The sequence below is a fragment of the Massilia norwichensis genome (genome assembly GCF_024753245.1).
Lineage (GTDB): Bacteria > Pseudomonadota > Gammaproteobacteria > Burkholderiales > Burkholderiaceae_D > Telluria > Telluria norwichensis.
In genome coordinates this window covers 94,145-115,543 of the sequence record NZ_JANUGX010000021.1, presented here as the reverse complement: position 1 = coordinate 115,543, position 21,399 = coordinate 94,145, and the positions used below count along the sequence as shown (strand labels likewise).

Annotated in this window: 15 protein-coding genes; 5 read left to right on the top strand and 10 right to left on the bottom strand. The window is 67.8% G+C overall.

Annotated elements, in window-relative coordinates; translation table 11 throughout:
* Window positions 1–292 precede the first annotated feature (292 nt).
* The 3 genes from NX782_RS17395 to NX782_RS17385 are packed head-to-tail and all read right to left on the bottom strand — an operon-like array spanning window position 293 to window position 4,877.
* Window positions 293–1,213 carry a hypothetical protein gene (locus NX782_RS17395; RefSeq protein ID WP_258846739.1) on the bottom strand — a complete coding sequence of 307 codons (921 nt, stop codon included), beginning with the start codon at window positions 1,211–1,213 and terminating at the stop codon, window positions 293–295.
* Between the two features lie 20 nt (window positions 1,214–1,233).
* On the bottom strand, window positions 1,234–3,615 hold the full coding sequence (locus NX782_RS17390; protein ID WP_258846738.1) for an LTA synthase family protein: 2,382 nt from the start codon (window positions 3,613–3,615) through the stop codon (window positions 1,234–1,236).
* Between the two features lie 2 nt (window positions 3,616–3,617).
* On the bottom strand, window positions 3,618–4,877 hold the full coding sequence (locus NX782_RS17385) for a YaiO family outer membrane beta-barrel protein (protein ID WP_258846737.1): 1,260 nt from the start codon (window positions 4,875–4,877) through the stop codon (window positions 3,618–3,620).
* Window positions 4,878–5,083: 206 nt separating this feature from the next.
* Between NX782_RS17385 and NX782_RS17380 the strand changes: the two genes are divergently transcribed.
* Window positions 5,084–6,061 carry a DUF3108 domain-containing protein gene (locus NX782_RS17380; protein ID WP_258846736.1) on the top strand — a complete coding sequence of 326 codons (978 nt, stop codon included), beginning with the start codon at window positions 5,084–5,086 and terminating at the stop codon, window positions 6,059–6,061.
* A gap of 13 nt (window positions 6,062–6,074) precedes the next feature.
* Here the strand turns inward: NX782_RS17380 and NX782_RS17375 are convergent, their stop codons facing one another.
* From NX782_RS17375 to NX782_RS17345, 7 genes are all read right to left on the bottom strand, one after another.
* Window positions 6,075–10,340 (bottom strand): pilus assembly protein, encoded by a 4,266-nt coding sequence (locus tag NX782_RS17375; protein WP_258846735.1) that lies wholly within the window; start codon window positions 10,338–10,340, stop codon window positions 6,075–6,077.
* 13 nt (window positions 10,341–10,353) lie between these two features.
* Window positions 10,354–10,962 (bottom strand): hypothetical protein, encoded by a 609-nt coding sequence (locus NX782_RS17370; protein ID WP_258846734.1) that lies wholly within the window; start codon window positions 10,960–10,962, stop codon window positions 10,354–10,356.
* Window positions 10,959–12,167 (bottom strand): PilW family protein, encoded by a 1,209-nt coding sequence (locus NX782_RS17365; RefSeq protein ID WP_258846733.1) that lies wholly within the window; start codon window positions 12,165–12,167, stop codon window positions 10,959–10,961. The genes NX782_RS17370 and NX782_RS17365 overlap by 4 nt, the downstream gene beginning before the upstream one ends.
* Window positions 12,164–12,604 carry a prepilin-type N-terminal cleavage/methylation domain-containing protein gene (locus NX782_RS17360; protein WP_258846732.1) on the bottom strand — a complete coding sequence of 147 codons (441 nt, stop codon included), beginning with the start codon at window positions 12,602–12,604 and terminating at the stop codon, window positions 12,164–12,166. Before NX782_RS17360 ends, NX782_RS17365 begins: the two co-directional genes overlap by 4 nt.
* Window positions 12,601–13,224: a pilus assembly FimT family protein gene (locus tag NX782_RS17355; protein ID WP_258846731.1), complete on the bottom strand. Its 624-nt coding sequence runs from the start codon at window positions 13,222–13,224 to the stop codon at window positions 12,601–12,603. The genes NX782_RS17360 and NX782_RS17355 overlap by 4 nt, the downstream gene beginning before the upstream one ends.
* Entirely contained in the window at window positions 13,224–13,658 is a 435-nt protein-coding gene (locus NX782_RS17350; protein ID WP_258846730.1) for a type IV pilin protein, read from the bottom strand. Before NX782_RS17350 ends, NX782_RS17355 begins: the two co-directional genes overlap by 1 nt.
* A gap of 160 nt (window positions 13,659–13,818) precedes the next feature.
* Window positions 13,819–14,367 carry a GNAT family N-acetyltransferase gene (locus tag NX782_RS17345; RefSeq protein ID WP_258846729.1) on the bottom strand — a complete coding sequence of 183 codons (549 nt, stop codon included), beginning with the start codon at window positions 14,365–14,367 and terminating at the stop codon, window positions 13,819–13,821.
* Between the two features lie 149 nt (window positions 14,368–14,516).
* Here NX782_RS17345 and NX782_RS17340 point away from each other — a divergent pair, with 149 nt between their 5' ends.
* The 4 genes from NX782_RS17340 to NX782_RS17325 are packed head-to-tail and all read left to right on the top strand — an operon-like array spanning window position 14,517 to window position 21,383.
* Window positions 14,517–16,859 carry a GH92 family glycosyl hydrolase gene (locus tag NX782_RS17340; RefSeq protein WP_258846728.1) on the top strand — a complete coding sequence of 781 codons (2,343 nt, stop codon included), beginning with the start codon at window positions 14,517–14,519 and terminating at the stop codon, window positions 16,857–16,859.
* Window positions 16,856–19,153, top strand: coding sequence for a GH92 family glycosyl hydrolase (locus NX782_RS17335; RefSeq protein ID WP_258846727.1), 2,298 nt, complete (start codon window positions 16,856–16,858; stop codon window positions 19,151–19,153). Before NX782_RS17340 ends, NX782_RS17335 begins: the two co-directional genes overlap by 4 nt.
* Before the next feature lies 1 nt (window position 19,154).
* Complete coding sequence (locus NX782_RS17330) at window positions 19,155–20,138, top strand: LacI family DNA-binding transcriptional regulator (protein WP_258846726.1); 984 nt, start codon at window positions 19,155–19,157, stop codon at window positions 20,136–20,138.
* A 15-nt stretch (window positions 20,139–20,153) separates the two neighbouring features.
* The gene (locus NX782_RS17325) at window positions 20,154–21,383 is read left to right on the top strand and encodes an AGE family epimerase/isomerase (RefSeq protein ID WP_258846725.1); all 1,230 of its coding nucleotides are present in this window, start codon (window positions 20,154–20,156) and stop codon (window positions 21,381–21,383) included.
* Window positions 21,384–21,399: the final 16 nt, after the last annotated feature.

Here is a 21,399-nt window from a genome sequence, read left to right as displayed (position 1 = left end):
CCCCGGCTCGGGTCTGTGCCTTGCGCAAAGGCCGGGTGGACAGTTGCGGCCAGAAGGCTTATTGCAACAACCAAAGTATGAAAAGCAGTTCTCATCGTCCCTCCCTGATAGAACGGATGAGTATAAGCCTCGATTCTTCGTCGAAGCTCACAGAAAGTCACCGGTGCGAAGTTCGATGTGGAGTCGAAACGCGACGTGCCACGGGGGACGCCAGACCGCTTGCAGTCGTCTGGAACGCCCCAGCGTACGCGCTCGTTACGCTGGCGACAATAAAAAGTCTCACCAAGCGCTCTCAGTCGAGACCAAGCCAGCGGCGATAAGCCGCATAGTGGTGCACCACATACCCGCCAAACGAGCGCATCCGTCCCACGCTGCGCGACGTCGCCGCCAGCTCACGCTCGAGGTCGGCCTCGCCCAGGTGATGGAAGGAGACTTTCTTCAGCGCGTTCGGCATGGTCTCGATACCGATCATGACCGGACGGCCGATCGCTTCGCCATACGCCAGTTCGTCCATCGCGTGACTGACCAGGCCGTCGCCGCCATCGGCATGATCGCGGTAATCCATCAGGGCCACGAAGTCGTAGATATCCTGCACGTGCTGGCTAACCGGCTTGCGCTGGCCCTTCCAGTCCAGCTGGATGCCGTCCAGCCAGAACGGGATCGCCGGCCCCATCGGCAGGTCCTGGCCGGATGCCCTCTTCACCTGCATCAGCGCATCCGACATCTCGACGAAGTTCGCCAGCAGTTCCATCTTGCGGGTCGACCATTCGGCCAGGATGTGCGGCTCGATGTCGAGGTTGATGCCGTCGAAGCGCTCATCAAGCGCCGCGGCCCGGTTGTAGTCGAGCACGCGCTTGAGCATGGCGACGGCTTCCTCGCGGTGGCGCGGCAGCACGTAGCGCTCGGTGTTCAGGTAACCCGAACCGAGCAGCGCATAGACCTTCAGCCCGGACGCATGCATGCGGCGCAGCAGGCGGCGGTAGCGCTCGGGATTGGAGGCGATCAGGTTGCGGCCCCGGTACGCATCCGCATACAGGTAGATGGTGCCGATCGCTTTGGCCTTCAGGAAGGCGATGCCCTGCGCCGCCGCGCCTTCTTCGTCCAGCATGGCATAGGACTCGCCTTCCCAGGTCCAGATCGCGCGCGGCCCGGCCGGTTCGGCGGCGTGCGCGCTGCCGATGGCCAGCAGCGCGGCCAGCGCGGCGCCACGCATGGCCCTGTGCCAGGCCGGCTTCACAGCTTCATCTCCACGTGGTACTGGCCGATGCCGATCGAGCGCCCGGTCTCCGGATGCGAAGGGATCACCGACACGAAATAGGTCCCGTGCGGCAGCTTGCCCAGCCTGGCCGGCAGTGCCACCTTCAGCGCGGCGCCGGGCGCCAGGGTCTGCGCTTCGCCGGCGCTCTCGCCGATCTCCAGGCCGCCGGCATCGCTGATCACCAGCAGCGGCACGAAGGGGCGCGAGCCGGTCGTCGACTCGTTGCGCATGGTCGCCTCGACCATCGTCGCGCCGTCCGGTCCCGGCGCCGCGGCGCGGCGCACGCCGGACACGCCGACCCCGCCCTCCGCCGCCAGCGCCACGCTGCGCAGCTTGCGGGTCTCGGCGCGGTAAGGCGCGCGCTGGTCGATGCTGGCCGGCGGCGCCAGCGCGGGCATCTGCGCGGCCACGCTGTTCGCCTGCACGAAGGACTGGAACTGGGCGCGTGCCGTGGCCAGCGCCTTGCCGTCCGGCGCGCGGTCGGTCAGCAGGCCGTCGGCCAGTGCGTACAGCCGGCCCTGGGCCAGGTACACCGAACCCGAAACGAAGTCGCTCAGTTCGGTCTTGGTCTGCTTCAGCGGGATCACGTGCAGATTGCGAAAGCTGGTCTCAAGATCCAGGCCCGTGCTCAGCCAGGTCACTTCCGACGGCGATTGCAGGCCATGGTTGTTCGCTAGAAAAGCCAGCAGCGAAGGCGCGATGTCGAACTGCGAGGACACGGCCTTGATCGCGCGCGGCGCCTTCAGCATCGGCGAATACACGATCAGCGGCACGTGGTAGCGCTCGATGCGCGTGTCCATCGGCAGTTCGGGCAGCCGGTGGTCGCCGGTGATGATGAAGATGGTGTTGTCGAAGCCCGGCAGCCTGGCGGCGCCTTCGAAGTAGCGGCGCAGCGCGTCGTCGGTGTACAGGATGCTGGCGAAGATCTCGCGCTGGGCCGCATAGCCGGGGTTGGCGTTCGCGGCGATGCCCAGCTGGGCCAGGCGCTGTCCGACCTTCTGCATGTAGCGCGGCTTGTCCGGGAAGGTGAACGGGTCGTGCATGCTGGTGGTCTGGATGATCGAGACCGTGGGCGTGCGCGGGTCCTCGGCCTGGCGGCGCAGCGCCATCTCGACCAGCTCGCCATCGGCATAGCCCCACTCGTTGCTGCGACGCGCCGGCGGCGCGTAATCGCGCTCGCTGACGAAGCGTTCGACGCCTTCCTGGCGCAGGTACAGGCCTTCGTTGTCGAATTCCAGATTCGAACCGCTGTAGAAATTCAGGCGATAGCCCTGCGATTTCAGGACGCTGAGCAGCGAGGCATGGCGCGGCATCTTGTCGCCCAGCGCGGCCAGGCCGTTGTCGCCGAACGGCAGCGAGCCGAACACGGTGGTCAGCACGCCGAAGGTGCGGCCCTGGCCGGACAGGAAGTTCTCGAAATAGAGACTGCGGCCGGCCAGCTCGTCGAGGAAGGGCGTGAAGCTGCCCAGGCGCGCGCCGGGACCGGAAAAGTTGCGGCCCAGGCCTTCGACGATGATGAAGACCAGGTTCGGCGGGGTGGCGGACGGCCGCGCGAACAGCGGCCCCAGCGTATCCGGGGTCCGCTCCGGGCGCAGGAAGGGATAGCGCGGATCCTTGCCGGACCAGGGCAGCTCGCCGGTGGCGGCCTGCTGCGTATCGGCAGCACCCGACCCGGTCAGGTGGGCCAGGTTGCGGTCGGCAAAATAGGCCATCTTGTTGCGCAGGTAATCGATGCCGGCTTCGCTCTGCGCGGCCGGCGGTGCGAAGTGATCGGGCAGGAAGGCGAAGGCCAGCAGGCTGGCGGCACCCGCAACCAGGGTGCGGCGCGCACTGGCGCGCGGCCACCAGGCGCGCATGGAGACCTTGAGCAGGCCCCACAGCAGCGCCAGCGCGGCCACCAGGCCCAGGACCAGCGGCGGATCGACCCGCCAGCCGCCGCCGACCGTGGTCGCGAGCTCGGCCCGCGTATAGCCGAACAGGTCGGCGCCCAGCGGCACCCCGGCGATCCAGTGGTATTGCAGCAGGCCGGCTTCGACGGCCAGCAGCAGCGACCAGGCCAGGCCCAGCAGAAGAACACGCCAGCGCCGCGCCGGCACCAGCGCCAGCAGCGGCGCGCACAGCACGAACAGGAAGCCGTAGCGCAGCAGTGCCAGCAAATCGTTGGCCAGCGCCGGCCCGAACATCGTCGCGACGCGGATCTCGCCGCCGGCCGCGTGCCAGGTCTCGGCCACGCGCAGGCACAGCCAGGCCAGCATCAGGGCCGGCAGGCAGCTCAGCACGTCGCCGAGGGCTGCGGCCAGCGCGCGGCGTACGGGTCCCGCTTCCCTGGCAGGCGGCGCGGGCGGCTTGTCTGCCACGGCTACCATCGGCGGTACAGCGCGAACGAGAGCCCGCGCTCCCGGCCAGAGGCGGCGCCGTCGGCACGCGAGAAGCTCGCGCCGATCTTGCCGCCCCACTGCGGGTTGAAGTAACGAACCCAGGCCAGCCCACCGCCGCCCGAGCGGGCGCGTCCGCCGGCCAGGCTGAGCGGATCGTCGCTGCGGCCGCTGTTGGCCGTCAGCTCGAGGTAATTGTCGGCGTCGCCGGCGTAGTACCAGCGCGCCAGCAGGCGCTGGCCGGTGCTGTGCGAGCCTTCGGAGACGATGTTCTGGTGGCGCAGCTGCACGTAGAAATTGCCGCTGTATTTGGCGATGCTGACGCCGTAGATGTTGACGCGCGAATCGAAGCCCAGCACGTCGTCGCTGAGCGAGGCTTCCCAGCCCTTGCCGAGCGCCTGCCAGACTTCGAGACGGCCGCTATTGGCCGGGAACAGGCGGCTGGTGGCCGAGTGCTGGTAACGCAGGTTGGCGTAGGCGCCGTCCCAGAGGCCGGCATAGCCGTCGAGCGCCCAGGCGTAGTCGTGCTGGCCGAAGCGGTGCGCGCGCAGGGTCTCGAAGCCCAGCGAGCCGCCCTTCATGTAGCGCCGCAGGCTGAGGGTCTGGTCGTTCCAGCGCGGGCCGTTGCCGACGTCGGTCCAGCTCGAGGACAGCCCGGCGCCCCAGGTATAGCCGGCCGCGTTCACCGCATCCGGCGTGCCGGCGGACGGGATCGCCGCATTCGCGCGGACATTGGGCTGCAGGTCGGGCAGCAGGCCGTCGATCTCGCCGGCGTCGCCGCCCAGCGTGCGGGCGCGTTCGAGGTCGGCGCGCGCCTGCGCGGCATGGCCGAGGGCGCGATGGGCGCGGGCCCGTGCCACCAGCGCAGCCGGGTCGTTCGGGCGCAGCGCCACCAGTTGCTCGTAGGCGTCGAGCGCCTTGGCCGGCTGTTCGCTCCAGCGATAGGTATTCCCCAGTGCCTCCCAGACGTCGGCATAGCCGGGCGAGATCCTGGCGGCCGCGCCGAGGTCGGCCTCGGCTTCGTTCCAGCGCCCGAGGCGCGCGTAGACGATGCCGCGGCCGAGCAGCACGTCGGCATTGCCGGGCGAACGGGTCAGCAGCGCCGAATAGGCGGCCAGCGCCAGTTCGGGTTGGCCATTGTTGGCGAGCGCACGCGCCTTGGCGTACTGGTCGTCGAAGGACGGGATGCCAGGCGGCTGGACCTGGGCGGGCGGATCGGAAGGCAACTGGAGAGCGATGGGCATGGAGCGGTAACAAGGACGAAAGCGCAGGCCAAACTGTGCCGGACTCATCCTATTGCGTCAAGGAAAGCACCTATTCGAACGCCCGGATGTCGCGCGGAATCCTCAGTTCCTTGCCGCTTCATCATCGAGGCCGTCCGCTGAGTGACGGATGAGCGGCGGATGAGCGACGGATGGGCGGCGGCGGCGCCAGACGGTACACTAGCGGGATGAAGATTGCCGCCCTGCTCTCCAGGCACCGGCGCCTGCTGGTGCTGTGCGGGCTGTCCGCCTGCGCCCACCTGCTGCTGCTGGAACTGGCTGCGCGCCGCACGCCCGCCGCCCCGCCGCGGCCCGTCCTGCGCGAAGCGATCGCCCTGCGCCTGGCGCCACCGCCCTCGCCGGCAGTCGCGGCCCCGCCGCCGCGCGCCGCTGCCGGCGCGCCGCAGGACACCGTGCGTCCCCGCGCACGCGCGGCCGTGCCGCAGCCACCCTCCGTCGTTGCGCCCCGGGCCGGCAGCACGCAAGCCGCCGTCGCCGCAGTCGCCGGGCCGCCGCTGATGAGCGCCAACCCGGGCGCCTACCGTGCCGATCTGCCGCCACCGGCGCGCCTGGCCTATCGCTGGCGGGACGGCGCCGGCGGCGATGGCCCGGCCTATCTCGACTGGCGCCGCGACGGTGGCGGCTACCGCCTCGAACTCGACGGCATACTCGGACGGCTGTCCAGCCAGGGCCTGAGCGGCGATACCGGGATGGAGCCGGCGCGCGCCAGCGAGACCCACGCCGGCCGCGAAGAGGCCATCGGTTTCGATACGCGAACCGGGACGATCGCGTTCGAGGCCAGCGGCGCCAGCACCCCGGCCACGCTCGGCGTACAGGACCGCGCCTCGGTGCTGGTGCAGCTGGCGGCGATCGGCCGCGCGGCGCCGGGCCAGTTCCCGGACACGGTGCGGATCCCGGTGGCGGGTGCAGACGCGGTACGGGTCGAGGAATACCAGTTACTGGGCGAGGAAAGCGTGGACACCGGCATCGGCACGCTGGCGGCCTGGCACCTGGCGCAACTGACGGCGCCGGGCCAGCCCCGGCTCGAACTCTGGCTGGCGCCGACGCAGGACTGGCTGCCGGTGCAGCTGCGCCTGACCAGGGCCGACGGCAGCGTGTCGACCCAGGTCCTGGCCAGCGCCGAACGCGCCGCCGCGCAGCCCTAGCGGCGGCCGCCGCTCATTCGCGCACGCGGCGCCAGCCGGCGCGGTGGGCCTCGACGTCGGTGGCGCGCGCCACGCTGGAGGTGATGGTGTTGCCGTCGGCGGTGGTGGTGACCATCTTCAGCGCGCCCGAGGGCAGGCGCACGATGATGAAGCCGACCGCCGCCGAATTCGCGGACAGCGTGGAGCCGGCGATGGCGCCGATGCCCTGCTGGCTGTTCACCGGGGCCGCCGTGCAGACGTTGAGCTGGTACACATTGCTGCTGCCGCCCACCTTGCACGAAGACGAGGACGAAGGGATGTTCGACACCACGGTCAGCGTGCCGGCCGCGACCTTCGGATCGAGATTGACCCGCTCGCCCGCGTTCTGGTCGAGGTCGAAGAACCAGCCTGCCTGCGTCCCCAGGTTCACGCCGGCGCCGCTGATGGTGTAGACCTGGGTGTTGGCGGGATGGGCCAGGGTCTTCTCGACCATCGAGCTCGGGTTGCGCCAGCTGGCGGCCGGGATCCCCGTGTTGCTGTCCTTGAGCACGTAGACGCTCTGGGTGTTGGTGTCGGCGATGTCCGGCAGGTCGAGCAGGCGCCCGGTGCCGAAGATGACGACCTTCTGCGCACTGACGGTCCTGACGCCGGCGGTGTCGGTGTTCTCGACCTGGCACATCGTCACTTCCGGTCGGCTGGTCACGGGCTGCGCGGTGCCGGCATCGCCCATCTGCACCACGGTCGGATCGCCGCCCGCGGTGTAATCGAAGCGCCACATCTTGCCCTGGTTGTCGCCGGCGTAGACATAGGTCACCAGCGGATCGGTGAGCGGGTTGTCGGTGATCGCCGTGATCTTGGCCAGGCCCGAGGGCGTGGTGGTATCGCCGACGTTCGTGCTCTTCTTGCTGAGCACCCGGCCGGTGGCGACGTCCACCACGTAGAGGTAGCCCTTGCCGTCGCCGCCGAAGCCGCCGCCCGGCACATTGTTGTAGCCGGAAGTCAGGAACACCACCCAGCGCTCGGCGCCGGACGCGTCCTTCCAGGTGCCGAACTGCGGATTGCCGAAGGACAGGCCGAGGTCGGCGTCGTAGTTGTTGCCGCTGCAGATGGTCGAGTCGGCGCACAATTCCCACAGCGCGACCGGGTTGGCCGGGTCGGTCACGTCCAGCGCGTAGTAGCCGCGGCCGCCGGCATTCAGGCCGGCCACCAGCACGGAGCGCCAGTTGGTGCCGATCTTGACGTCCGAGATCTCGGGCGAGCCGTCGGTGCTGAACTGGTGGTTGGTGCTGTAGGTCGTGCTGGCTTGCAGGTGCAGCTTCTTCATCGTGATGCGCGGCATGTAGGCCCACAATTCGTTGCCGTTGCCGGCGTCGAAGGCGTGCAGCATGCCGTCGTTGGCGGCGACGAACACCGCCGGCGTGCGGCCGGCCTTGGCGACCTTGAATTCGGCGTAGCCGGCGGCGGTGTAGTTCTTGCGCGGATCGCGCTGGTAGGCCGGCTTGGACGCGGCGATGTCGCCCAGGACGATCGGCAGCACCTGGGTCACGCCTTCGTCCTTGGTGTTCGACAGGCTGTAGGCGCGCAGGCGGGTGTCGTCCGCGTATTGCTGGCGTCCGCGCAGCCAGCCCACGATATTGCTGCCGTCGTTGACGATCAGGCGGTCGGCGGGCGACAGGTTGCTGCACTGGGCCAGTGCCCCGCACTTGTTGTCGAACCAGGTCTTTTCGGTGTCGTTCAGGTTGGCGTAGTCGAATTCCTTGAGGCCGCCGCGGTCGACGTCCAGCATCTTGATCCTGCGCGAATCGGTGGTGGCCGCCACCTTGGTGCCGAGGGTATTGCTCGAGTGCCAGGTGATGGACTTGATCACCTCGCCGCTGACCGGATCGAGCTTGCGGTCGGTGAGCACGCCGAACCACTTCACGGTGGTGAAGGTGGCGGAGAAGATGTCGTTGTCCTCGAGCGTGATGTTCGGGGTCGAGGTCGCGGAGGCAGCGGCGGCGCCGACGTGCACCTCGATATTCGACAGCGCTTTCGAGAGGCCATCGACCACCTCGTTCGGGTCCGAGGCGCTGAAGTACTTGCCGCGGCCGTTGATCGCGGTGTGCCACAGGTCGTCGACGCGTTCCTGCAGCGCCGCGCTGTCGCTCACCAGGCCGACGTTCGGATCCGGCCACACCCAGGCCCTGCCGCCATTCCACGGGCAGCCGGTGCTGACGCCGGTGACCAGCTTGTAGAAATCCGAGCCCTCGGTGGCGCCGGTATCGTACTTCGGATCGAAGGTCATGACGCCATCCACGCCCAGGCCCAGCGCGTAGGTGTTCATGTGCAGGTGCTGGTTGTCGCCGGCGGTGGCGGCCGGCACCACGCCGTCCTTCGTCATCGGGTCGATGTCGGGACGCAGCGAGACCGTGCCGGTGCTGGAGCCGCCGTTATACCAGTGCAGCGCGACGTCGGCCAGCGTGCCGGCGCTCTGCCGGCGGGTATCGACGCAGCCGAGGCGCTGGCTGCAGAAGCGCGTCAGGTTTTCCGACTCGTCGTTGCTGGCGACGTTCGAGGCCGGCCCGCCGTTCCAGTAGCCGTCGGTGGTGATGAAGGCGAAATTCTGCTGGCACGGAAACTTGATCACTTCCGAGCCGACGGCACGCCTGAAATTGCCGAGGTTCGCATACATCTTGCCGATCGCATTCAGGGCCGGCCGCAGCGGGGTCGAGCCGCTCAGGGTCATGCCGTACAGGGCGCCGTACCAGGCGCTGCGGTTGTCGCCAGAAAATTCCGCCGGATAGACGAAGTCCCTGGACGTTTCGGTTGCTGCGCTCGACAGCGGCACGATGCCGACGTTGTACTTGTCATTGATCGACTGGAAGGCCAGGCCGACCGCCGTCTTCATCATCTGGTTGCGCGACTTGTAGTAGGTGTACCAGTTGGCGAAATTGGTCATCTCCTCGTCGTAGGTGCAGGTCGTGCCGGCGCAATCGGTGCGCGCCGCATCCTTCGGATAGCTGTTGTTCTCGGGGACGATGTCGGTCCGCACGAACACCGAGGCGCCGGTGCCGATCGCCGTGGTGGTGGCCGGGATGACGTCGGTGCGCCCGTTGACCGTGCGGCTCTGGGCGCTGGCAGTCACCGCCCAGCCATCGCGGCTGCCGTCGGCCAGCACTGCGCAATCGGGGTCGTCCTTGGCTGCACCGGCCGGACAGGTGATCGGTACCACGGCGAGCGTGTTATTGCCGGCCAAATTGATACCAAAGCTGGCGCAGTCCGGCACGCTGCTGTTGGCCGGCGGCGTGCGCACGCAAGCCGTGTACTGGCGCGTCAGGCCGGTCTTGGCGACGATCGACGCCGCCAGCGCGTTCGCCAGCGCCGCCTGCCTGGAGAGGGTCGTGGTGCCGCCAACCGCAGTGACCGCGCCGTCGGTAACGACCACCGCGCGTCCCGATTCCGTCACCGAAATGCTGTTCATGACCAGGTCATTGGTGGTCGACGAAGCGCCGATCGTGACCGTACCGTAGGCGCCGGTGACGGTGCTGCCGGTGGTCGAAAAGCGTGGGTAGATATAGCCGCCGCTCGTGTACTTCGCCTGGCAGGTATTCAGGTCGGTGGTGGTGCAGAAGCGCACCTTGGCCGGATAGGGATAGCCCGCCGGCGCCGGCGCACCGATCGTGACGGTCTTGCAGACGGTCAGTGCGGCGTCCTTGCAATACTCGGCCACGTTGATCGTGTAGTAGAACGGCGCGGTGGCGTAGGTGTAATTCGAGCTCTTGTAGGTGCCGTTGGGGTAGTTGTAGGCCGCGCCGGTGCCGTACACGCAGTTGGTCGAATTCGGTTTGCACCAGGCCATGTCGGGATAGCCGCTGGCCAGGTTGGACCGGGTCTGGGCATTGCCCGACATATTGGTGTTGTTGATGCCGAAGCCGTCGGTCGGCACCGAGGTCCAGTCCGAGGTCCGGCTGCGCGTCATGGAATTATACGAATTGCCGAGCGCATCGACCGGCGGCAGGTAGCGCACCTTGGGGTTGTAGTACTGGCGGTTGAAATCCGGGCTGTTGAAAGGCGGATGGCCTTGCGAGCAGGCGGTCCGGCCGGCCTTCAGCGTCACATCGTTGCGGCAGGTATCGTTGACGTAATCCGGCGTATAGGTGTACGCCATCGAGTTCGAGTTATCGTACAACAGCATCAAGTTGGGCTTGACGTTGCCGCTGCCGGTGATGTTCAGCAGGGGCAGCTGGGCGATGCCGGTGGGGGCCGCGCTGGCGCCGGCGCCGAGCAGGACGAGCAGGAAGAAGGCGAAGAGTTTTTTCATGGAAGGCCCGCGCTTACGCACCGATGAGCACGATCATCTGGTTGATCACGTTGCTGCCCCGCGGCCCGTTGATGCGCGAGGCGATGACATAGTGGAGTTGCGGCGCGCCGTCGAAGCTGGGCGCGTCCGATGCCAGGCTTTCGCCCAGCGCCACGGCGTTGCCGAGGCTGCCGCGCACCGAGGAGGTCTGCACGCAGCGGTTGTTGTTGGTGTCGAAGCGGCCGTCGCGTGCGCACAGGCGATGCACGACGTACTGGATGCTGTTGCCGTCGGCGTCGGTCAGCGTTTTGGCGCCCTCCCAGAAATCGTCGTCGTGCGGGGTCAGCTTGGTGCTCAGCGAGGCATGGTAGCCATCGTCCGTGTCGTCGGTTTCGAGCGCGGCCTTGTTGGCGGCGGCGGTACTGCTCAGCCATTGGAAACCCTGGTGCAGGCCGAGGTCGGCGGCGCGGTTCAGCGTCGCGTCATAGGCCAGGTTGCCGGTCGCCAGGGCGGTCGAGTGACTGGACTTCATCAGGTACACGCCGCCGACCAGCATCACCGCCAGGATCACCAGCATGACCGGCAAGGCGATGCCCTGCTCGCGGGCACGGCGCAGGACGCGATACGACGCCTGGTTCATCATGGCCTCCACACGAAGTTACGCAGCGGGACGATGGTCTCGAACACGCGGTAGCGGTAGCAGCGCCAGTCGACGCTGTCGCCGGGGACGGCCAGCTTGACCTTGACCGGGACCGCGGCGGCCCCGGCGGTGCCGCTGGCGAACACCTGGAGCGGCGCGGTGGTCGCGGTGCAGGTGCCGCCCGCGCCCGCCGCTTCCGGCGTCCGGCTGCGCGCGACCACGGCCAGGCGCACGGCGGCGATGCGCAGGTAGTCGCCGGCGCCGCCGGTGACGCCGTCGCCGTCGGCATTGATCATCGTCGACGACCATTGCTTGACCTGCATGCCGGCATCCGGCGTGAAATTGCCGCCGGCGCGGTCGTCGAAACCGTACTGCGCCTTGATCGAGACGATGTCGCCGGCCACCGCGGCCGGGCTGGCGGCGGCGCCTTTCATGTCGGTCGAGCGCAGCTGCAGGAAGCCGTTCGCGACCGACCAGGTATGGAAGGACAGCGAGGCCGCCGGACCGAGGTTGAACACGCGCGAGATGCCGGCGCCGAAGCCGGTACCCAGGCCGCCGCTGTTGTAGCGGAAATCGTCGCCCTGGTTCACGTCCACCGTTTGCTGGGCCGGCAGCGCAGCCAGCGCATCCGGGTCCGAGGAAATCTGGGCCAGCGCGCATTTGGTGCCCAGGCGCTCGGGCGCGACCACGACCACGTCGCCCTGGCGGAAGCCGTAGGGGACGCGGTCGACCACGATGCGGGTGCCGCTGGTATAGCTCGACAGCAGGCGCAGGGTGCCGGTGCCGGTGATCGAGCTGCCGGCATAGAAGCTGATCCGGTCGGGATTTTCGCCCTCGGTGGTCGGCGCACCGCTTGCGCCGGCGGCTTCCTTCTCGATGATGACGGGGCCCAGCGGCTTGACCGCGATGCCGCCAACCGTCACCGAGGCCAGTGTATAGCCGGAGACGTCGCTGAAGATGGTGTCGCAACCGGCGACCAGGGGATCGTTCAGGCCGTACCCGGCCTGGGCTGCGTCGCCGCTCATGGAAAACAGCGCCAGCATCCCGTTCTGCATCGCGTCCGAGCTGCCCATGCCATTGCGCTGGGTGCGCTCGGCGCCGCTCATCAGGCGCAGCGCGAACACCAGCGCCAGCATGCCGATGACGATGCTGATCATCAGTTCGACCAGCGAGAACCCCTGTTCACGCGAACGCAGTCGGCCTGTCATGTCTTGCTGCCTGCAATATAGGAAGTGATCCGGTGCTGGTTGGCGCTGGTGCCGGCCTTGCGGGTCCAGGCGATCCGGATATCGACCCGGGTGCCGGCGGCCGCGGCGCCGGGGGTGACCGTGACGCCGATCGTCGCGCTCGGAATGCGCGCAATGGTGGCCTGGTGCCAGGGGCGCAATTGCGCGCTCGGCGCCGCCCCCGCGGCCACCGCGTAGGCGGCCAGGTTGGCCTGGTCGGTGGCCATGATCCCGAGCAGCGATTCGGCGGCCAGCGTCGCTTCGGTACGCATCGCCGAATCTTCCAGCGCCGCGACCGAACGCGCCTGCAGGCCGAGCATGCCGATCAGGCCGATGGCCAGCAGTGCCACCGCGACCAGGGATTCGACCAGCGCGAAGCCTTGCTGCGCGCGGGTGCGGAACAGGCGGGCCGGCTTCATCGCGGGCACCTGCGGCGGTCGGGCGCCACCGCCGCCGGGTCGCAGCGCATGGCGATGCCGGCCAGGGTCAGCGACACCGCGAGCGGCGCGAAGGCGCCGGCGCGGTCGGCCGTGGGCGACAGCGTGATGCGCGAGATTTGCGGCGCGATGCGGGTGTCGACCCAGCCCAGTGCAGTGAAATACACGGCATTCGCGCCGGACGGACCGACCAGCAGGGACACCGCCCGCGACGACGGCAAACCGTCGGCGCTGCGCACGATCGATTTGTCGCCCAGGGTGCCGCGCGGATCGCCGGCCGCCGGCGCGCTGGCGGTGGACCATCCGGTGCTGTCCTCGTCGCAGGCGTCGTCGCTCGAGGGATAGCACAGATCGACGCGCCATTGCTGCTGGCCGCTGACCGCGTTATCGTCCAGCACCAGCCGGCTGGCGCTGTTGCGGCCGATCGCCTGGTTGCGCGCGAAGGCGAAGCCGTCGGCGTAATAGCCGGCGGCGGCGGTCGCCTTGCGTCCGAGCAGCCAGGCCGACATGCTGGGGATGCCGACGCTGGCCAGGATGCCCAGGATCGCGAGCACCACGGCGGCCTCGATCAGGGTGAATCCGCCGGCACGCGGCGCTCGCATCACTGGACGCACCGGCCGTCCTTGCGGTCGATCCAGCAGCTGGTGCTGGTGGTCCAGCCAGTGGGCGCGTGCGGGGTCGCACGGCCGCCGTTCTGGTCGATGGTGAAAGAAAAGTCCTGGGCCGGGCCCCTGCCGACCGCGGTCACCACGTAGGCCGAGGCAGTGGCGCTGGTGAGCGAATAGGAGAAGTTCGCGCTGGTGGCCGGCAGGCGGTCGAAGCCGACGTAGGTGCGGTTGTTCGACCAGTATTCTTCGGCAGCGGTCTGTACGGTGCCGAGGCCGGAATACGCATCCGCCAGGCGCGCGCGCGTCACGTAATTGCCGTAGGCCGGGATGGCGACGGCGCTCAGGATACCGATAATGGCCACCGCGATCATCAATTCGATCAGGGTGAAGCCGCGCTCCCGCGCCGTGGTTCGCTTGAAGCTAGACATATGGAATCCGAGAAAATACTTGCCCAACGACAATATTAGCCTAAGCCACCGGAATTTGGGCTCGGCAGCCGACAAAAAACAACGAAATCGGGGGCGATTTAAGGGGCGAAAATGCGCACGGCAGCGCAAACGATGTCGATCAGTTACCAGGTGATGACGATTAACTATCGACTGTTATTTTCCGCATATCGCGCGTCATGTACAGCGCGCCATCCGGATAGGTCGCGAGCGCTGCGGCAAGGTCCTGCCCGGCGTCCCGCACCGCGAAGCCCTGCCCCTCCCAGAAGCGGCGCGAGTCCTGCACCGCCACCAGTGCCGCATGCGGCAGCGCCAGCGTCCTCGCCCTTTTGGACAGGCCGGCGAGCAGCCGGCGCGCCAGGCCCTGCCCCAGCGCGGATGGCGCCACGGCCAGGTCGTGGATGTACAGCGTGTCCGCATCCGGCGCCGGCGCGAAGCGGGCGCCGAGCGGCGTCACCGCACCCAGCCGCGACGGATAGGCGAACACATAGGCACAGACGCCGTCCGCGCCGTCGGCGACCAGGGTGGTGCCGGAGGCTGCACGCAGGCGCGCCAGCACGATCGCGGCCGGCTCCTGCATGGCGGGCGGATAGCATGCGGCCTGCACGGCCAGCATCGCGGGCAGGTCCTGTTCCGTCATCAAGCGGATGGTGGCGGTGTGGGTGTCGGTATCGATCGGTCGCTCAAGCATGGGGCGGTATTATGCCCGATCGGCGGGAGGCGGACGAGGCCGCCAGCTATTGTTTAGTAAACGGCATAAACATCCTTCCCGGCATCGTGTCACTATTGCTCCTCCATAATTTTCGGGCTATGTTTCCGAAATTGCATCAAGGAGACACCATGGGCAAGCGCCACCTTCTCGCCACCCTCCCGCTGGCCGCCAGCCTCCTGTGCGCCGGTTTCGCCGCGGCCCAGCCGGGAGCTGCTTCCGGCAGCAAGACCGCCGAGGTCAACGTCTTCATCGGCACCGGCGGCGACGGCCATACCTTCCCGGGCGCGACGCGGCCCTTCGGCATGATCCAGCTGAGTCCCGACACCCAGGTCCGCCATTTCAAGCAAAGCTATCCCTGGGCCGCCGGCTACCGCTACGAGGACGATTCCATCCTCGGCTTCTCGCACACCCACTTTTCCGGCGCCGGCCACTCGGACCTTGGCGACGTGCTCCTGATGCCCACCAGCGGCGAACTGAAACTCGAACCCGGCTACCCGGAGCGCCCCTTCAGCGGCTACCGCTCGCGCTTCTCGCACAAGGACGAGCAGGCCGAACCCGGCTACTACGCCGTGAAGCTGCTCGACAACGAAGTCGACGTCGAGCTCACCGCCAGCGAACGCGTCGGCCTGCACCGCTACCGCTTCAAGCCGGGTGCGCAGGCGCGCGTGGTACTGGATCTGCGCGCCAGCATCTACGACTGGGCCGGCAAGAATTTGTGGTCGCGCCTGCGCCTGCGCGGCCAGGACACCCTGACCGGCATGCGCGAAACGCGCGGCTGGGCGCCCGGCCGCCAGCTGTATTTCGCGATCCGCTTCTCGCGCCCGCTGGCCGGTCACCAGCTGATGAACCGCGAAGAAGGCGTCGAGTACCGCGGCTTCGCTTCGCCCGGCAAGAACCCGGCCGAGAAGGTGGTAGTCGAGGGCAAGGCGCTCGAGGCGGCGCTCGATTTCGGCCAGCTCGGCGACACCCCGCTGCTGGTCAAGGTGGCGGTCTCCAGCGTCAGCGAGGATGGCGCCCTGGACAACCTGGACGAGATGCCGGGCTGGGACTTCGATGCCGAGCGTTCGCGTGCGCACGACGCCTGGGAGCAGGCGCTGGGCGCGGTCGAGATCGAAGCGCCGCAGCCGATGAAGCGCATGGTCTACACCAGCCTGTATCACAGTCTGCTGGCACCCAGCCTGTTCATGGACCGCAGCGGCCAGTATCGCGGACCGGATAATCAGGTGCACCAGGCCGACGGCTTCCGCTTCCATTCGACCTTCTCGCTGTGGGATACCTACCGCGCCCTGCACCCGCTGCTCACGCTCATCCAGCCGGAGCAGCGCAACGCCGACTTCGTGCGCTCGCTGATCGCTTCGCAGCAGGCCAGCCCCTACGGCATCCTGCCGGTGTGGCAGTTCGCCGGCCTGGAGACCTGGTGCATGATCGGCTACCACGCGGTGCCGGTGATCGCCGACGCCTACCTGAAAGGCATCCGCGGCTTCGACCCAGAGCAGGCGCTGCGCGCGATGACGGCCAGCGCCGAGTATGGCCCCTACGGCGGCCTGCAGCACTACATGAAGTACGGCTATGTGCCGATCGACCTGGAGCCGGAAGCCGCCTCCAAGACCGTGGAATACGCCTTCGACGACTGGACCATCGCGCGCATGGCCGAGAAGATGGGCAAGCAGGACGTGGCCGCGCGCTATTACAAGCGGGCCCAGAACTGGCGCAACGTGTTCGATGCGAAAACCGGCTTCGTGCGTGCCCGTAAGTCGACCGGCGAATTCCGCACGCCCTTCAACCCGGTGCAATCGAACTTCGGCAGCGACTATACCGAGGGCAGCGCCTGGCAGTATTCCTGGTACATGCCGCACGATAACGCCGGCCTGGTGAAGTTCCTGGGCGGCGATGCCGGCCTGCAGGCCAAGATCGACCAGGTGTTCGACGCCAAAATCGACGCCAACGTCTACGCCCACATGGAAGACATCTCCGGCCTGATCGGCCACTACGCGCACGGCAACGAGCCTTCGCACCATGTAGCCTACCTGTACAACTACGCCGGCGCGCCCTGGAAGACCCAGGGCCGCCTGGGCCAGATCGTCGCCAGCCAGTACAAGGACGCGCCCGACGGCCTGGCGGGCAACGACGACCTCGGCCAGACCTCGGCCTGGCTCGCATTTACGGCGATGGGCTTTTATCCGGTGGCGCCGGGCACCAACGAGTACGTACTGGGCCGCCCCTTCGTCGAGCGCGCCACGCTGAATCTCCCGAACGGCAAGCGCTTCACGGTGCGGGCAGTGAACCTGTCCAGCGCCAACGGCTACGTCGGCAACGTCACGCTGAACGGCCAGCCGCTGGCGCGCAGCTACCTGCGCCACGAAGACATCCTCGCGGGCGGCGAACTGGTGTTCACGATGCAGGCAACGCCGAACACGGCCTGGGGCAAGGACAAGAGCGCTCGCCCCTACACCCAGACGGCCTACCAATGAAGCATTTCTTGATGGCCGCCGCCTTCGGGCTGGCCCTGGCTGGCGCCAAGGCCGCTCCGCTCGACTTCGTGAATCCGCTGATGGGCACGGCCAGCAAGCCCGAGCTCTCGAACGGCAACACCTACCCTGCCGTCGGCCTGCCCTGGGGCATGAACTACTGGACCGCGCAGACCGGCAAGATGGGCAACGGCTGGACCTACACCTACGACGCCGACCGTATCCGCGGCTTCAAGCAGACCCACCAGCCCTCGCCCTGGATGAACGACTACGGCCAGTTCGCGATCATGCCGGTCACCGGCAACAAGCGCTTTACCCAGGACGACCGCGCCAGCTGGTTCTCGCACAAGGCCGAAGTGGCCAGGCCCGACTACTACCGCGTCTACCTGGCCGACAGCGATGTCGGCGCCGAGCTGACGCCGACCGAGCGCGCGGCCCAGTTCCGCTTCACCTTCCCGAAGACCGAGCAGGCCTGGGTCGTGGTCGACGCCTTCGACAAGGGGTCGTATGTGAAGGTGATCCCGGCGGAGCGCAAGATCGTCGGTTACTCGACCCGCTACGCGCGCGGCCCTTTACCCAACTTCCGCAACTGGTTCGTGATCCAGTTCGACAAAGCGTTCAGGACGAGCGAAGTGTGGGACGGCGACAAGATCATCGCCGGCGCGCTCGAAGCCCAGGTGCAGCACGCCGGTGCCATCGTCGGCTTTTCTACCGGCGCCGGCGAACGGGTCGGCATGCGTGTCGCATCCTCCTTCATCAGCCTGGAGCAGGCCGAGCGCAACCTGGCGCAGGAAATCGGCAACGACGATTTCGACGCGACGCGTGCCAAGGCAGGCAAGCGCTGGAACGCCGTGCTGGGCCGCGTCGAAGTCAAAGGCGGCAGCGTCGACCAGCAGCGCACCTTTTATTCGAGCCTGTACCGCATGGTGCAGTTCCCGAACAAGCTGTACGAACTGGATGCCGCGGGCCAGCCGATCCACTGGAGTCCCTACAACGGCCAGGTGCTGCCGGGCCGGATGTTCGCCGGCACCGGTTTCTGGGACACCTTCCGCGCCCTCTATCCTTTTCTCAACCTGATGTACCCGTCGATCAACCGCGAGATGCAGGAAGGCCTGGTCAACGATTTCAAGGAAGGCGGCTGGCTGCCCGAGTGGTCCAGCCCTGGCTACGCCAACGTCATGATCGGGAATAACTCGGCCTCGGTGGTGGCCGAAGCCTGGCTCAAGGGCCTGCGCGGCTACGACATCGAGACCCTGTGGCAGGCGCTGGTCCACGGCGCCAACAATGCCGGGCCGATCCAGGCGGTGGGCCGGGCCGGCATCGAAGACTACAAGCGCCTCGGCTATGTGCCGATCGATGCCGGCATCAAGGAGAGCGCCGCGCGTACGCTGGAATACGCCTACGACGACTTCGCCATCTACCAGCTAGGTAAAGCCTTGGGCAAGCCGCAGTCCGAGATCGCGGTCTACGCCGAACGCGCCCGCAATTACCGCAAGCTGTTCGACCCGGAATCCGGCCTGATGCGCGGGAAGAACCGGGACGGCAGTTTTCAAACGCCCTTCAACCCCTTCAAATGGGGCGATGCCTTCACCGAGGGGAACAGCTGGCATTACACCTGGTCGGTGTTCCACGACGTTGCCGGGCTGGTCGAGCTGATGGGTGGCCGCCAGTCCTTCGTCGACAAGCTGGACGCCGTGTGGACGCTGCCGCCAGTGTTCGACGAAAGCTATTATGGTGAAGTGATCCACGAAATCCGCGAGATGCAGATTGCCGGCATGGGCCAGTACGCCCACGGCAACCAGCCGATCCAGCACATGATCTATTTGTACGACTACGCCGGCGCGCCCTGGAAGACCCAGTACTGGGCGCGCGAGGTGATGAACCGCCTGTACCGCCCAACCCCGGACGGCTATTGCGGCGACGAAGACAATGGCCAGACCTCGGCCTGGTATGTGTTCTCCAGCCTCGGCTTCTACCCGGTCACGCCCAGCAGTCCGCAGTACGCTCTGGGCGCGCCGCTGTTCCCCGAAGCCGTCCTGCACCTGGAGAACGGCCGCAGCGTGCGAATCCGCGCCCCCGGCAACAGCGATGCGCGGCGCTACGTGGCTGCCTTGCGCATCGACGGCAAGGCGGTGACGCGCAACTGGATCGGCCACGACGAGCTGCTGCGCGGCGCGCGGCTGGACTTCCGCATGTCGGCGCAGCCCAACCTGCGCCGCGGCATTCGCGAGCAGGACGCGCCCTACTCCTTCTCGACGGACCCCACGGCGCCGCCGGCCCCGGTGGAGCGGCACTGAAATGACGGTCACCATCCGCGACCTCGCGCGCGCCGCCGGCTGTTCGATCGGCACCGTGTCGCGGGCCTTGAAGAACCAGCCCGGCCTGGCCGAGCCGACCCGCGCGCGCATCCTGTCGACCGCGCGCGAGCTGGGCTACGACTTCGGACGCCTGCGCCTGGGCGCGATCCGGCGCATCGTCTTCCTGCTGCACCAGCAGCACAACACCCTGTCCTCGAGCCCCTTCTATTCGCCGGTGCTGCAGGGCGCAGAGCAGGCCTGCCGCCGCGCCGGCGTGACCCTGTCCTTCAGCGTGGTGCATCCGGGCGAACCGGTGGCCGAACTGGTGCGCGCCCAACAGCCGGACGCGATTCTGTGCGCCGGCTATTTCGAGCCTGAACTGGTGGCGGTGCTGCGCGACAGCGGAAAGCCGCTGGCCCTGGTCGACATGCACCTGCCGGGCTTCAGCTCGGTCAACCCCGACCATCACCTGGGCGGCTACCTCGCGACCCGCCACCTGATCCGCACCGGGCGGCGCCGGATCGCGATGATCGCCGGCTCGCTGGCCCACTACAGCATCCACCAGCGCGCGCGCGGCTACCGCAAGGCCTTGTTCGAGGCGCGCATGCTGGCCGACCCCGAGCTCGAAGCCCAGGTGCCGGCCAGCGGCGAGCCGCTGCAGGGCGTGCGCGACGCGACCCGCGCACTGCTGGCGCGCACGCCGCGCCCGGACGCCCTGTTCTGCTATAACGACAGCGCCGCGCTGGCCGCAATGCAGGTCTGCCTGGACGCCGGCCTCAAGGTCCCGGCCGACATCGCCATCGTCGGTTTCGACGACATCGGCGCCGCCGCCCAGGCCATCCCGCCGCTGTCCAGCATCGCGATCGACAAGGAAGCGCTGGGCGCGGCCGGGGTCGCGCTGCTGCTGGATAAAGCCGGCGCAAGCCCCACCGAACACACCCTGCCCGTGCAGCTGATCGTGCGCGAGAGCAGCTATGACGACTGAACGGAGACGACCCGCATGTCCACCCCGCATCCCGACTTTTTCGACCCGAAAACCCTGACGGACCACGTGGCGCACACGATGGCCTTCTACCATCCGCGCGCGGTCGACCCGAACGGCGGCTTCTACCACTTCTTCCGCGACGACGGCAGCATCTACGACAGCCATACCCGTCATCTGGTATCGAGCACCCGTTTCGTGTTCAACTACGCGATGGCGCACCGCCACTTCGGCGGACCGGATTTTTTGGCGATGGTGCGCCACGGCGTGGCCTTCCTGCGCGACAGCCACCGCAACCCCGATACCGGCGGCTATACCTGGCTGCTGCGCCGCGACCACGGCGCCACCTCGGTACTCGACGCCACCAACCACTGCTACGGCCTGGCCTTCGTGATGCTGGCCTATGCGCACGCGCTGATGGCCGGCGTCGAGGAAGCGCGGCCATGGCTGGCCGAGACCTGGGATCTGATGGAGCAGCGCTTCTGGGAACCGGCGCACGGCCTGTACGCCGACGAAGCCAGCGCCGACTGGTCGCAGCTGTCTTCGTATCGCGGCCAGAACGCGAACATGCACAGCTGCGAGGCCATGCTGGCAGCCTACGCCGCCACCGGCGAGCAGCGCTACCTGGAACGCGCCGAGACCATCGCCTGGAACATCACGCGGCGCCAGGCCGGCCACGCCGACGGCAGGATCTGGGAACACTACCGCGCCGACTGGACCCCGGACTGGGATTTCAACCGCGACGACCCGGCCAACCTGTTCCGGCCCTGGGGCTACCAGCCCGGCCACTTCACGGAATGGGCCAAGCTGCTGCTGCTCCTCGAACGCCATGAGGAACAGCTGACACGCGGCGCCCACTGGCTGCTGCCGACCGCCCAGGAATTGTTCGAGCAGGCCATGGTGCACGCCTGGGACGCGCAGCATGGCGGCATCCACTACGGCTTCGCGCCCGACGGCAGCGTGTGCGACGGCGACAAGTACTTCTGGGTACAGGCCGAATCGCTGGCCGCCGCGGCGCTGCTGGCCGACCGCAGCGGCGACGCCAGCTACTGGGACTGGTACGCGAAGATCTGGGCCTATGCCTGGGACCACTTCGTCGACCACGAACACGGCGCCTGGTACCGCATCCTCACGCCGGACAACCGCAAGATCTCGGATGAAAAAAGCCCGGCCGGCAAAGTCGACTACCACACCATGGGCGCCTGCTACGACGTCGTGCCGCTGCTCGAGCGCAGGCTCGCAAAATAATCCAGCTTGTCGGGAT

Bases quoted from the DNA above. Each gene is read 5' to 3' on its own strand.
- NX782_RS17385 (WP_258846737.1), bottom strand. From the start codon at position 4,877: ATGCCCATCGCTCTCCAGTTGCCTTCCGATCCGCCCGCCCAGGTCCAG.
- NX782_RS17345 (WP_258846729.1), bottom strand. From the start codon at position 14,367: ATGCTTGAGCGACCGATCGATACCGACACCCACACCGCCACCATCCGC.
- NX782_RS17325 (WP_258846725.1), top strand. From the start codon at position 20,154: ATGTCCACCCCGCATCCCGACTTTTTCGACCCGAAAACCCTGACGGAC.
- NX782_RS17330 (WP_258846726.1), top strand. From the start codon at position 19,155: ATGACGGTCACCATCCGCGACCTCGCGCGCGCCGCCGGCTGTTCGATC.
- NX782_RS17335 (WP_258846727.1), top strand. From the start codon at position 16,856: ATGAAGCATTTCTTGATGGCCGCCGCCTTCGGGCTGGCCCTGGCTGGC.
- NX782_RS17360 (WP_258846732.1), bottom strand. From the start codon at position 12,604: ATGAAGCCGGCCCGCCTGTTCCGCACCCGCGCGCAGCAAGGCTTCGCG.
- NX782_RS17370 (WP_258846734.1), bottom strand. From the start codon at position 10,962: ATGATGAACCAGGCGTCGTATCGCGTCCTGCGCCGTGCCCGCGAGCAG.
- NX782_RS17350 (WP_258846730.1), bottom strand. From the start codon at position 13,658: ATGTCTAGCTTCAAGCGAACCACGGCGCGGGAGCGCGGCTTCACCCTG.
- NX782_RS17365 (WP_258846733.1), bottom strand. From the start codon at position 12,167: ATGACAGGCCGACTGCGTTCGCGTGAACAGGGGTTCTCGCTGGTCGAA.
- NX782_RS17375 (WP_258846735.1), bottom strand. From the start codon at position 10,340: ATGAAAAAACTCTTCGCCTTCTTCCTGCTCGTCCTGCTCGGCGCCGGC.
- NX782_RS17380 (WP_258846736.1), top strand. From the start codon at position 5,084: ATGAAGATTGCCGCCCTGCTCTCCAGGCACCGGCGCCTGCTGGTGCTG.
- NX782_RS17340 (WP_258846728.1), top strand. From the start codon at position 14,517: ATGGGCAAGCGCCACCTTCTCGCCACCCTCCCGCTGGCCGCCAGCCTC.
- NX782_RS17355 (WP_258846731.1), bottom strand. From the start codon at position 13,224: ATGCGAGCGCCGCGTGCCGGCGGATTCACCCTGATCGAGGCCGCCGTG.
- NX782_RS17395 (WP_258846739.1), bottom strand. From the start codon at position 1,213: ATGCGTGGCGCCGCGCTGGCCGCGCTGCTGGCCATCGGCAGCGCGCAC.